This is a genomic window from Flavobacterium sp. XS2P24 (assembly GCF_030010285.1).
In the GTDB taxonomy this organism is placed as follows: Bacteria; Bacteroidota; Bacteroidia; order Flavobacteriales; family Flavobacteriaceae; genus Flavobacterium; species Flavobacterium algoritolerans.
This window is the reverse complement of the sequence record NZ_JASCRU010000021.1, coordinates 12,173-25,743: the sequence shown is the minus strand read 5'-3', so window position 1 is coordinate 25,743 and position 13,571 is coordinate 12,173. Positions and strand designations below refer to the sequence as shown.

Sequence of the window (13,571 nt, the reverse complement as noted above, 5' to 3'; positions counted from 1 at the left end):
TCCCTGGTTCTCCCGAAGCCTCGGGACTGGAGGTACCACAAAACCCGAATAGTCCCGAAGCTTCGGGATTCGGGTTTTTTGTTTTTAGACAATTCCCAACCAGATACTCCTTTTAGCTACCAGCACTAAACATCTCCGACTCATTTCCCACAAAATATAACGATTTTAAAATTCTGCCAAAAGCTGAAATCATTCCTAATGTTCTAATTATTTAAAAGAATAATAAGACAAAAACCACCTCTATCCCCTTTTTTAAAATTACTTAGAATAAAAAAATTTAAATTAAGTATTTAAATATAAGTATTAATACTTATATTTGCGTAATAATACTTAATTAATTAGATTATGATTAAAGTAATAGTAGTCGGAAACGGCATGGTAGGTTACAAATTTTGCGAAAAATTCATTGCGAAATCAGGACATGAAGAATACCAAATCACCGTATTTGGAGAAGAGCCAAGACGCGCATACGACAGAGTTCACCTAAGTGAATACTTTGCAGGAAAAAGCGCTGACGACTTATCATTATCAACATCAAATTGGTATGAAGAGCATAACATTACCCTAAACACCTCTGAATTAATTACTGATATTAATAGAGAGCAAAAAACAATACATACTCATTTAGAGAAAACGCATACTTACGACTACTTAGTTTTAGCAACGGGTTCAGCCGCTTTTGTGCCACCTATAGAAGGAGTGGACAAAGAAGGTGTTTTTGTGTACAGAACCATTGAAGATCTGGATGCAATTATGGCTTACGCCAAAAAAATAAAACGAAATGGCGCCACCGAAGCTGCTGTTCTGGGTGGCGGATTATTAGGATTAGAAGCCGCTAAAGCAGTATACGACTTAGGATTAAATCCTCACGTAGTCGAATTTGCTCCTCGATTGATGCCTAGACAATTGGATAAAGGCGCCAGTGCCATGCTACAATCAAAAATCGAAGAACTTAATATTAGCATTCACCTTAACAAATCAACACAATATATTGCTGGAGAGCATGCTATTACAGGAATGATGTTTGAAGGAGATGATTTACTTAAAGTAGACATGCTGGTAATTTCTGCAGGGATAAAACCACGAGATGAACTAGGAAGAGTTTCAGGGCTGGAAGTGGGCGTACGAGGAGGAATTGTAGTAAACAACCAGATGCAATCTTCGGATCCTTTTATCTATGCGATAGGCGAAGTGGCACTTTACAACCATATGATTTATGGTCTTGTGGCTCCCGGATATGAAATGGCCGATGTTGCCGCTGAACAAATCCTGAAAGGAGCTAAAACAATGAGAGACACCATCGACATGTCGACACAATTAAAATTAATTGGCGTTGAAGTGGCGAGTTTTGGAGATCCATTTATAGAAAATGAAGAAGTAACCGCTATTGTTTACGAAAACAAATTAAGCGGAATTTATAAAAGAATCAACGTTACTAAAGATTCCAAAACCTTATTGGGCGGGATTTTAGTTGGCGATTCCAGTGATTACAATTCATTGTTCCAAATTTACAGCAATGCCATGCCGTTACCAAAAAACCCGGAAGATTTGATTCTTGGTTCGAGAGGCGGAGAAGCATCTTCTTTTGGAAGTGCAATGGATTTACCGGATACTGCCGTAATCTGCTCTTGTGAAAACGTAACCAAAGGCGCTATTTGCTGCTCTATTGTTGATGAAACTTGCGCTACTTTTGGAGATGTTGTCAAACACACTAAAGCAACAACAGGCTGTGGCGGATGTAAACCGATGGTTGTTGACCTAGTAAAAGAAACTCAAAAATCATTAGGAAAAGAAGTCAAAGATGTCATTTGCGAGCACTTTGCATACAACAGACAAGAATTATACGACATCGTAAAAATCAATAAATTCACGAACCACGATGAAGTGTTAGGAGTTGTAGGAAAAGGAGATGGATGTGAGGTTTGCAAACCTATTTTATCTTCAATATTTTCCAGTATTTACAATGACACTGCCAATAAACACATCACAGCACAGGATTCTAATGACAGATTCCTCGCGAATATTCAACGCAACGGAACCTACTCTGTAGTACCAAGAATTGCCGGTGGAGAAATTACTGCTGACAAACTTATCGTTATCGGTGAAGTGGCCAAAGAATACAATTTGTACACTAAAATTACCGGAGGGCAACGCATCGATTTATTTGGGGCGCAACTCAATGATTTACCTAAAATTTGGAAAACTCTAATTGACAATGGTTTCGAAAGCGGTCATGCGTATGGAAAATCACTACGTACTGTAAAAAGCTGTGTGGGTAACGCTTGGTGTCGCTACGGAATGGACGAAAGTGCCGGTTTTGCTATCGAATTAGAAAACAGATACAAAGGACTTCGTTCGCCTCATAAAATAAAAGGTGGCGTTTCTGCTTGTATTCGCGAATGCGCCGAAGCCAGAGGAAAAGATTTCGGATTAATCGCAGTTGAAGGTGGCTGGAACTTATACGTCTGCGGTAACGGTGGTGCAAATCCTAAACATGCCGTATTATTGGCCGAACAAATTGACAGAGAGACCTGCATCAAATACTTAGATCGTTTCTTGATGTTTTACATCCGTACAGCGGGTCCATTAGTGCGAACTTCTACTTGGCTGGAAAAACTGGAAGGCGGATTAGATTACCTAAAAGAAGTAGTTATCGATGACAGCCTGGGAATTGTAGAAGCATTAGAAACAGAAATGCAAGGTTTGGTAGATACTTTCGAATGTGAATGGAAACAAGCGATTGAAGATCCTGAAATGATGAAACGTTTTAGCCATTTCACTAATTCTGACGAAGCCGATGACAACATTGTTTTTGTACCGTTAAGAGATCAAAAAATGCCTAAATCTTGGTAATCAGTCATTTTAAAATAAAAACAACTACTACACAATACACAACTAATTAACTGTTTTTAGCCTTTGATTCCTCTCCTTTGGAGAGGGCTTGGGTGAGGAAAATTAAAAGATTATTCAAATGGAAAACATTCTAAATCAATACGAAACCGTAAATTTAAGCGAAGTAAAAGTATGGTTCAAAGCAGGAAAAACTGTTGATTTTCCCAGCAATGGTGGTGGTTGCATCAAATACAAAAACAAACAAATCGCCATTATAAAATTTGATCGAAGAAACGAATGGTACGCTTGCCAAAACTTATGTCCTCACAAAATGGAAATGGTACTTTCTAGAGGAATGATTGGTTCTGCTGATGATATTCCTAAAATTGCCTGTCCAATGCACAAGAAAACATTCTCTCTTGTAGACGGATCAAATTTAAATGGAGATGATTTAAAAATTGCCACCTATCCGGTAAAAATTGTTGAAAATGAGGTCTTCGTAGGCTTTTTGGAATAATTATGTATCTTTGATTTTTAACTTTTCAAATGACAACAACTCCATTTCAAAACGCCAGCGCATGGATTGATGCAGAAAATGCACAAGATCCAAATCACGAAATCTATCAATCCGTTTCTCATCCAAAGGAACTATTGTATTCTAACAGAATGTACGAAAGGCTTATGGATTTTTATCCAAATGCATCCGAAGCTGTTCAGATTGCTTCCAAAGCACAACACATCTGTCGATGGAAAGTAGCCCGGGAATCCTATCCAATGGACCGTGTGGGATATTTGAAATGGCGCGAAGATTTGAAAAAATTTCATGCTAAAACTACGGCTGCAATTTTAGAAAAAGCAGGTTATTCCGAAGAATTTATTGCACGGGTTTCTTTTCTAATCGAAAAAAAATTACTCAAAAAAGATGCTGAAACACAACTACTCGAGGATGTAATTTGTCTGGTATTTCTAGAATATTATTTAGACCCTTTTGTGCACAAACACGATAGAGAAAAACTGAAAAATATCATTCTGAAAACTTGGAATAAAATGTCCGAAAAAGGACATCAGGAAGCACTAAAAATCAACTTCAGCACAACAAACTTTCAATTGATAAAAGAGGCTCTTGGATTGTAATTCGATTTCTTTATGAAAAACAAAGTGGCAACATCCATAGATACCATTTCATTCAAAAACTTAAGGCGATTGTATTTATTCGCCTTATTGACGATTGCAATAACGGTATTATTGAGCCAGCTTTTGATACAATACAACCTAAACAGTCAGCGAAGCGATTCGCGAATAATCAACATTTCCGGAAAACAAAGAATGTTGAGCCAGAAATTGACAAAGGAGATTTTAATTCTGAATTTTATAACAGACACTTCCAAAAGCAAGCAGGAAATCATCCGAATCAATGAAATAATCTCACTCTGGAAATTCAACCATAATGCCTTGGAAAAAGGAAATGACAGCCTTGGTTTTCCAAAAGAAAAAAGCCCCGCACTCACTAAATTATTTGTAGCTATCAAACCCAATTTTGACACTATACTTAATGCTGCAACCCGACTTTTAGAAAACAAAAATTCACATACAAAAGAACAGGAGAATCAAAAATTAGTTCAAACTATTCTTGAAAACGAAAGTATTTTCCTTTCGAAAATGAATGAAATTGTTGGTGAATATGATAAAGAAGCCCTCGAAAAAGTAACGTTGCAAAGCAAAACGGAATATGCAATTTTACTGTTTACACTCTTGGTTTTGCTATTGGAATTCATTTTTATTTTCAAACCAACCAACAAAAAAGTAGAGACACTTATTTTTAAACTTTTGTTCTCCGAAAAAAAGGCTTTGAAACTCGCCCACGATACCGAAATCATAAGCGAAATAAAAGAAAACTCCGTCAAAGAATTGAAATCACTCAATTATGCGATGGAAAACACCTTGCTCTATTGTCGCGTTTCACCCGATGGAAAACTGATACACATTGGAGAAAAATTCTCTAAACTACTGCAATACAATCCCTTTATTTCTGATAAAACGTTCTCACAAGTCGTAACTCCAATAGAGAAAGAACAAATCGGTATTGACCGGATTATTGCTGAAAAACAGCGAAGTGGCTGGCAAGGGGAAATCAACATTACCAATAGAAACGGGGAATCGATTTGGCTGGACTTATCAATGGTTCCGGTAACCATAAAAAAAGAAGAATCCGAATTATTGATTATCTGTTTTGATATTACTGAGCGTAAAAAAGCAGAACAGGAAGTCGAGCGATTGAACACTGAAAATGTAACCGATAAAATCAATCAGCAGAAGGTTATTTCGAGTAAAATTGTCGAAAACCAGGAAAACGAACAAAATAGAATTGCACGAGAAATCCACGACGGAATTGGGCAAATGCTCACCGGATTAAAATTCAGTTTGGAAAGCATTAATCTGGACGACAAAGAAAAAGCAGCCCAGAAAATTGAATACCTCAAAAAACTGTCTTTGGATATTATAAAAGGTGTTCGCACCGCCACATTCAACTTAATGCCACCGGAATTAAGCGACCACGGAATAAACTCTGCGCTTGCAAAACTTACTCAAGAATTATCAAAACTGACCGGAAAGAATATTCTTTTTTACAACAAAACTAATTTTGATAAACGCCTGGATTCTTTAATTGAAATAAATATTTACAGACTTACGCAGGAGGCCATAAACAATGCAATTAAGTATGCCGATTCTTCTCATATTATCGTACAACTTTCGCATAGCAATTCTATTTTGAGCATTACAATAGACGACAACGGAAAAGGTTTTGACATTGAAACGGCAGAAAAGAAGCGAAACAGCGAGTCTGGGATGGGATTGCTTTTTATGAAAGAAAGAATACAATATATTAATGGTCGTGTTTTCTTTAACTCCATTCCTGATGAAGGAACCCGAATCACATTCAATATTCCTATATAAAAGATAAATATTAGAATTTGGACTTTATTTTTAAGAATTACGTATCTTAGCCTACTTTTTAGGTTTTTATACGTAAAAATTAGATTTTAAAATTAAGTAAATTATGAGTAATACTATTCGAGTTGTATTGGCAGATGACCATGTATTTGTGAGAGACGGAATCAAATCATTATTGGAAAACGAAGCAAATATAGAAGTTGTCGGTGAAGCGACCGACGGTCTCGAAGCATTAAAAATAGTAGAAAGCTGCAAACCTGATTTATTAATTTTAGACATTCGTATGCCTAATATGACAGGAATTGAAGTTGTTGAAAAACTACGAAGTCAAAATAATTTGGTAAAAATTGTTATGCTGTCCATGCATGAATCAGAGGAATACGTATTAAAATCAATTAAAGCCGGAGCCGATGGATACTTACTAAAAGGATCCAGTAAAGAAGAATTCCTTAAGGCATTACAGACTATTGCTAATGGTGGAAAGTATTTCAGCGGCGACATCTCATCCATATTAATTGGACAACTGAACAACTCCACTTCTATTCAGGAATCAAAACCAATGCAGGACGAAGAGCAGTTGATTACCAAAAGAGAACGAGAAATTCTTAAACTTTTATTGTCAGGTAAAGGAAACAAAGAAATTGCCGAAGCTTTAGACATCAGCAAAAGAACTGCCGAAGTACATCGTTTTAATTTGATGAAAAAATTAAAAGTCAAAAATTTAATGGAACTTTCCAATAAAGCTAACGAGTATTCCTTGATATAAGTACAATTACAAAAACACTTATTTTTCAAGAATACGTATGTTGTTTTCTTTATTTGTTGTTTAAAACAATCCAAACTCCATATTTAAAAATCTTTTTTTAGGCAACTAAGTATTTTTTCAACCTTGAAAAGAGCAACTTGTTTAATGATTTCATAATATATAAGCCCAATAATAGCTATTTAGAAATAAATACCTCAAATTTTAAAATATTGACATAAATACGTATTTTTACGTATAATTTACTTAAATTAAGTAATAGTACTTATATTTGTAAAAAATATAGGTACGATGAAAACTTCAAACTCTTTATCCCAATCGCATAAAATTTTGTTTTTAAATACACTGGCATTCACGATATGTTTTGCTTGTTGGACTTTAAATGGTGTTTTGGTAACTTTCTTGGTAGACAACGGTATCTTCAAATGGAGCGTTGTACAAGTGGGATGGCTTCTGGGAATTCCGATTCTTACGGGTTCCATTATGCGATTACCAATTGGAATTTTGACTGATAAATTTGGCGGAAAATACGTTTTCTCCATACTACTCCTTCTCTGCTCTATTCCCTTATTTCTACTGCCATTAGCGGATAGTTTTTTTATGTTTGCCCTTTTAAGCTTTTTGTTTGGTATGGTAGGAACAAGCTTTGCCGTTGGTATTGGCTATACTTCTATTTGGTATCCAAAAGAATGGCAAGGTAGAGCATTGGGGATTTTCGGAATAGGAAATGCAGGAGCTGCCATAACTACTTTTTTGGCACCTTCGTTATTGAATCATTTTTCAATTGAAGACCCGCAAAATGGTTGGAAATTATTACCTGTTATATATGGTTTTGCTTTAGTCGTTATTGGGATATTTTTCTTGATTTTTGCTAAAAACAAAAAAATAGAGAACCACACCAAAACTGTTTCTCAAATGCTGCAATCCTTAAAAAGTGTGCGTGTTTGGCGATTTGGAGCCTATTACTTCTTGGTTTTTGGGTGTTTCGTTGCCTATTCACAATGGTTGCTGCCTAACTTCATGAATGTATACCAAACGAGTCTTGTCATGGGTGGATTATTCGCCACCATGTTCAGCTTGCCGTCCGGGGTGATTCGCGCTTTTGGAGGCTATTTATCCGATAAATTTGGTGCTCGAAAAGTGATGTATTGGGTATTGGGTTCCTCAGTAATCCTAAGCGCGTTGTTGATGATTCCAAAAATGGATATTACCACAACGGGACCCGGAGTTTTGGCCACCAAAAAAGGAACAATCACAATGATTTCTGACTCGAAGGTGAAAATTGGCGATACTGACTTTGCCATTGCTCAAAAGACAATACAACCGCAGCAAAGTTCTATTTTTCCGGTTCGAACATCATGGCAACAAGTTGTTGTGAGTCAGAATCAAGATGTCAAGAAAAAGGAATTGATTGCTAAAGGAATTACCCACATTCGTTTTGATGCCAATATGTGGGTGTACTTAGTTTTGGTGATTCTGATTGGTATTTCCTGGGGAATTGGCAAAGCTGCCGTTTACAAACACATTCCGGAATATTTCCCGACAGAAGTTGGCGTTGTTGGTGGAATGGTAGGAATGATTGGAGGATTAGGCGGTTTCTTTGGACCAATTATCTTCAGTTATTTATTGACAGCCACCGGCATTTGGTCCAGCTCTTGGATATTCATCCTGTTATTTTCAGCTATTTGTTTGATTTGGATGCACTATACCGTAACGAAAATCATGAACGAAAAACAACCTACGCTATCCCGAGAAATGGAACGTAAAAAATAAAAATATACTTTTTTGAATGGGTTATTTGGGTTAAAGAAATTGTTATTCATACACAAAAACCACCTTTAAAAAAGTTTCCTAAACTTTCGATTCCTCTAGAAAGTTTTTACTTCATACACAGATATAAGACTAATTTTCCTATTACGGTTTTATGTCTTGTGTAGAAGCTAAAAAAAGTATTCAACCGCAGATTCACAGATTTTATGTTTGTGATTTGCGGTTTTTGTTTCTAATTAAATGTGCCAAATCAACCACGGATTAGCGAATTAACAATCATTATTTTAATTGCATTTGAGATTCATTTTAAATTAAGTCAATATTTGAGATTGATCATAAACACTACGATCTAAAAACCCAATTAACCTGTTTATCGTATCGTAGAGACGCACTGCAGTGCGTCTCTACGTGCGTCTCTACAATGTGGTTATGTCGTACGTCTTTACAATGTCCCCTATTTAAATATATATATCCAACAAAAATCCCCGTAACATTTTAACATTACAGGGATTTTTCACTCAAAAAAATTAAATAAAACTAACTTTTATACACCATTCCCATATCTTCGATGGAGAATTTATCGGTTAAGAGATGTAATAATTTATCTCTTAGTTCAATATATTCGGGCATTTTTACGATTTCGATTTTGTTTCTGGGTCTTGGCAAATGGACTTCTACAATTTCCCTGATAGTGGAAGCTGGGCCGTTATTTAATACCACAATTCTATCGGATAGGAATAAGGCTTCTTCGATATCGTGCGTAATCATTACGATGGTTTTCTCTCGGTTGTTTAAATTCCATAATTTCAACACTTCCAGTTGCATCGAACCTTTGGTTAAGGCATCCAAAGCGCCAAAGGGTTCGTCTAATAACAACACGCCCGGATTGATGGCAAAAGCTCTGGCAATAGCAACTCTTTGTTTCATTCCACCCGATAATTGTCCCGGTAATTTATCTTTATGCTCGTATAAATTAACCATTTTCAGGTTTTTTTCTACGATTTCCAGTTTCTCTTTTTTGGAGCAATCCATAACAGAATCTACCGCTTGAAAAATGTTTTGTTCAACAGTCATCCAAGGTAAAAGCGAATAATTTTGGAAAACAATTCCGCGATCCGGTCCCGGTCCTTTTATTTTTTTATTGTCTAATGCTACTGTTCCTCCTGTTGGCGTAAGCATTCCCCCAATCGCATTCATGATGGTTGATTTTCCACAACCGGAATGTCCAATGATGGAGATGATTTCCCCTTTTTTGATGGACAGATTGATATCTCTTACGGCAATATATTTTCCTTTTGGTGTTGGAAATGAAATTTCCAAATCTTTGATTTCTAAATAACTCATGATTTCTTTATTTAATGATTTGAAGATTGGCTCTAAAAATCGATGTTATTTTATAGTGAATTCTTTATGTATCGGGTTTGCGTGAGTGATGGCAGTGGAGCTCTTTTTTGAGCCGATTTTTTTCGGCTTAAAAAAAGCGGGAACGTACAGCACGACCCAAAGTTGCGAGGCGACAGACGAAGCAATCTGAAGGGGCACGCCCAAAAGAAAAACTTCCTGATTTTAAACTACGCTTTGTAAGCTACTTTATTTTCGATAAAAGTGAAGATTCTATCAAAAAGCAATCCTACAATTCCGATGATAATAATGGCCGAAATTACTTTTTCGAGACTTAGCGCATTCCAGCTGTCCCATACAAAAAACCCGATTCCTGCGCCACCAGACAACATTTCACCCGCTACAATTACCAACCAAGCGACGCTGATACTCAATCGTAATCCGGTAATAATGTGTGGTAAACTGTACGGAATTAAGATTTTAGTGAGGTAACGCATTTTTGAAAAACCAAAAGCTTTGGCCACATTTTTATGATCTTGCGGAATCGAAGCCACTCCAAAAGAAGTGTTTATCAACGTGGACCATAATGAGGTGATGAATACGATAAATATGGTTGCCATTCCGGTATCTTTGAAAACTACCAAGCCAATTGGGAACCAAGCCAGCGGCGAAACGGGTTTGAGCAATTGAACGATTGGATAAAAAATTTGTTTGCAAATAGTGCTTGCTCCCATTAAAATCCCGATTGGAATTGCGATTAAAGAACCCAACAAAAACCCGGAAAGTACCGTTTTGATAGAGCTGAATAATTGCAATCCAATTCCTTTGTCATTTGGCCCGTAATCATAAAACGGATCGCTTAACATTTCTTTTAAAACAGTCAAAGTAGCCAATGGTCCCGGAAGTGCATCTTGTGTAAAATAACTCAATACGCTCCAAAAACCTCCAAAAATTACCAAACCAATCCCAGCAAAAAAGCCTGATTTTGATTTTTCAAGTAGTGTATTTACGGCTAATTTGAGTTTATAATTTTCTGCTGCGACACTTTTTTTGCTTTCTGTCGACACATTGATGGATGAATCTAATGCATCAATAGTTAGTGTGTTTTTATCAGACATGGTTCTAAAATTTAGTTTAATAATTCATTTATCTTTTTACAACTTTCAAATAAGCCGCAGGATTTGAAGGGTCAAAAACCGTTTTGTCCATTGTAAGTGCAAATGGTTTCATATCGTCATTTGGCACTTTAATTTTCATGCTTGCCGCAACTTCTTTATACAAATCATCCAAAATCAATTTATCTGCAATGGCAGCATAATTTGGTGCTTCTTTCAAATATCCGAATCTAACAAACTGTGCCATCGCCCATATTGCGTGTGATTTACGAGGAAAGTTCACCATCCCGCCTTTGTGAAATAACATATAATCTTTGGCATACACTTGTGTTCCTTGGTTGCAACCCAAATCATAATTTCCCATCAATCTGTTCTCGATTACATCAGCCGGAGCATTCACGTATGGCGCTCTACCGATAATCGCCGCTGCTTTTTTACGATTTACAGGATTGTCTAACCAAATGCAGGCTTCCATAACGGCTTTCATTACTTTCACTAAATCGGCTTTGCGTTTAGCACTGAAATCCTTGTTTACCACCAAAGCTTTTTCTGGGTGATCTTTCCAAATATCCTGGGAAGCCACTTGTGTAAATCCAATTCCTTGTTTTACTGCAACGCCGCCCCAAGGTTCACCTACACAAAATCCGTCCATATTACCCACTTTCATGTTGGCAACCATTTGAGGTGGTGGAATTGTAATGATTTTTACTGCTTTTTGATTCAAACCTGCAATTGACATCCAGTTGCGTAACCATAAATCGTGTGTTCCTCCAGGAAATGTCATTGCAAAAGTCACTTCTTTTTCGGCTTTTAGTTTAGCCGCAACAACCGGAGTCACTTTATTCATTTGTTTGAATCCTACTTTTCCACAAAAATCTTTTGAAAGCGTAATCGCTTGTCCGTTTACATTCAACATCATTGCAATTTTCATTTCGGAACCTGCTTTTCCACCTACTCCAGTGTATACTGAAAAGGGCATGGAATACAAACAATGTGCTCCGTCTAATTCTCCTGTCAGGATTTTGTCACGAACATTCGCCCAAGACGATTCTTTGGTTACCACAACCTCAACACCGTACTTCTTGAACAAACCCAATTCTTTTGCCATAACTATTGGCGAGCAATCCGTAAGTGGAATAAATCCTAATCGCACCGGATCATTTTGGGCGGTTATTGTTGTAAAAGCGGAGCTGAATATTACTAAAACCATCAATAGTATGGTTTGGAAAGTCCTTGTTATTTGTTGATTTGATTTTTTCATTTTAAAAAGATTTAAAAGTTGTTTTTTTATTTTTTAGCTAAAAAATTAGGTTTAACATTGACCATCACATACGCAAATTGCGGACTTAAATCTGGAGTTGTAACATTTTTAACCGCTGCAGAAGCCATGGAATTTGTAGCTTTCATGATAGAATAACCCGCTTCAATATTGATCATTTTGGTTAAATTGTATTTCACTAACAAATCCACCTCGGTTCCTAAATAAGAACTTAATTCTCCTCCGGCTCCGTTAGATAATTTATCCGCAGCTTGAAAACCATGAACATCTAAAAAGAGACTCAAATTATCTTTTACATTGTATTTCACTTTGAAGAAATAGTTTAGCAATCCTTGTTTTCCAAAGCCATTCGCCGCATAGAAATAATCCATGCTTCCCCAGAATTTATGTGGTGTTCCGTAAAGCGGATCAAAACGATTATTATCTGACGTTGCCGTTACTGTTTTTGTACCGTCATCACCCGATAAATAATCGATTCCGGGACCTACAAATAATTTTCTTCCCACTTGTAAAGTTGAAGTAATCGAAGCCAGATTGGCACTTATAGAACGACCATCTTTGTCCTTTCCGCCTTGATGGTAGAGACTTCCGGTAAGATTCAGTTTTCTGGTTATGGCGGAATTAAAATAAAATCCGGTTGTATTGCGGCTCCAAACTCCTTCTCCATATACTTTGGTAGTTACCGCTGGAGTTCCTGAAGTTACATTAGTGTATTTATTGAAATCATCTTTGAAGAACAGAAAAGACACGTCTCCAAAGAAGAATTTTCGACCTAAATACGCATACTGAAAGGATTTATACATTGTTCCAATTCCGTTTGTACCGGCACCATAAGCAGGATTTGTCCCGTTATAAATGGTGCTTGTGTTTAGTTCTTTATTTTGGTTAAAAGCAGCTCCAACATCAGCAATCCAACCTTTATTTGCAAACTTAAAAACAACAGCATCGTGTCTTCTTCCTTGTTGCAACCAGTCTAAACCGCCCAATACTTTTTGGTCATCATACGAGATTTCCTGGCGTCCAAACTTTACGGATAGATTCAGGATTTTACTAATCGTATCATTCAACATAATCTCTCCCCAAGCTTCATGCAATAAAATTCCGTTATTCGCTTCAGTAGTTGTTCTGTTTATAGTTGAAGCATCTTGACCCCAAACGCGTACGTCTTGCAAAGCCATAAATACTTTAAAACGATACCCTGTATATCCTATATTTAATCGCGCTCTTTGAGAAGTAAACAAACCTGCTTTATCATCTTCTTTCTGCAACGTTCCTTGTCCTGCTCTAAGTTCTGTTCTTTCTCTTACTTGTCCTGTTGCTGTTAATTGCGCTTTGGTTTCGTTATAACTTAAAAATGTTAAAGCAATGCCTAAGAAAATAGATTTCGAAAGAGTTCTACTTGACATTTTTTCTTTGCTTAATCCTTGAATACGTAATGATGTGGTTTTAATCTTTTGCATAATCATCTGTTTTAATTAGTATGAAGCAAATTTACGTAAGTATAAATACTTACGTATAA

10 protein-coding genes are annotated in these 13,571 nt (G+C 36.5%); 6 read left to right on the top strand and 4 right to left on the bottom strand.

Going from position 1 to position 13,571, the window contains the following annotated elements:
- Window positions 1-345: 345 nt before the first annotated feature.
- The 6 genes from nirB (at window position 346) to QLS31_RS12415 (ending at window position 8,320) form a co-directional block, all read left to right on the top strand.
- A complete protein-coding gene (gene nirB / locus QLS31_RS12440) occupies window positions 346-2,853 on the top strand; it encodes a nitrite reductase large subunit NirB (protein ID WP_282744133.1) in 2,508 nt (835 codons plus the stop codon).
- Between the two features lie 118 nt (window positions 2,854-2,971).
- The gene (gene nirD / locus QLS31_RS12435) at window positions 2,972-3,349 is read left to right on the top strand and encodes a nitrite reductase small subunit NirD (RefSeq protein WP_282744132.1); all 378 of its coding nucleotides are present in this window, start codon (window positions 2,972-2,974) and stop codon (window positions 3,347-3,349) included.
- Window positions 3,350-3,378: 29 nt separating this feature from the next.
- Entirely contained in the window at window positions 3,379-3,966 is a 588-nt protein-coding gene (locus tag QLS31_RS12430; protein WP_099713641.1) for a DUF4202 domain-containing protein, read from the top strand.
- A gap of 12 nt (window positions 3,967-3,978) precedes the next feature.
- Window positions 3,979-5,787, top strand: coding sequence for an ATP-binding protein (locus tag QLS31_RS12425; RefSeq protein ID WP_282744131.1), 1,809 nt, complete (start codon window positions 3,979-3,981; stop codon window positions 5,785-5,787).
- Between the two features lie 103 nt (window positions 5,788-5,890).
- Complete coding sequence (locus QLS31_RS12420; protein WP_282744130.1) at window positions 5,891-6,550, top strand: response regulator transcription factor; 660 nt, start codon at window positions 5,891-5,893, stop codon at window positions 6,548-6,550.
- Between the two features lie 288 nt (window positions 6,551-6,838).
- A complete protein-coding gene (locus QLS31_RS12415; protein ID WP_282744129.1) occupies window positions 6,839-8,320 on the top strand; it encodes an MFS transporter in 1,482 nt (493 codons plus the stop codon).
- 534 nt (window positions 8,321-8,854) lie between these two features.
- Here QLS31_RS12415 and QLS31_RS12410 read toward each other — a convergent pair.
- The 4 genes from QLS31_RS12410 to QLS31_RS12395 all read right to left on the bottom strand — a co-directional run bounded on the left by QLS31_RS12410 (window position 8,855) and on the right by QLS31_RS12395 (window position 13,512).
- Window positions 8,855-9,661: an ABC transporter ATP-binding protein gene (locus QLS31_RS12410; RefSeq protein WP_099713645.1), complete on the bottom strand. Its 807-nt coding sequence runs from the start codon at window positions 9,659-9,661 to the stop codon at window positions 8,855-8,857.
- Between the two features lie 227 nt (window positions 9,662-9,888).
- Window positions 9,889-10,776 (bottom strand): nitrate ABC transporter permease, encoded by an 888-nt coding sequence (gene ntrB / locus QLS31_RS12405; RefSeq protein WP_282744128.1) that lies wholly within the window; start codon window positions 10,774-10,776, stop codon window positions 9,889-9,891.
- A 28-nt stretch (window positions 10,777-10,804) separates the two neighbouring features.
- Complete coding sequence (locus tag QLS31_RS12400) at window positions 10,805-12,034, bottom strand: CmpA/NrtA family ABC transporter substrate-binding protein (protein WP_282744127.1); 1,230 nt, start codon at window positions 12,032-12,034, stop codon at window positions 10,805-10,807.
- 26 nt (window positions 12,035-12,060) lie between these two features.
- Window positions 12,061-13,512: an alginate export family protein gene (locus QLS31_RS12395; RefSeq protein WP_282744126.1), complete on the bottom strand. Its 1,452-nt coding sequence runs from the start codon at window positions 13,510-13,512 to the stop codon at window positions 12,061-12,063.
- Window positions 13,513-13,571 lie beyond the last annotated feature (59 nt).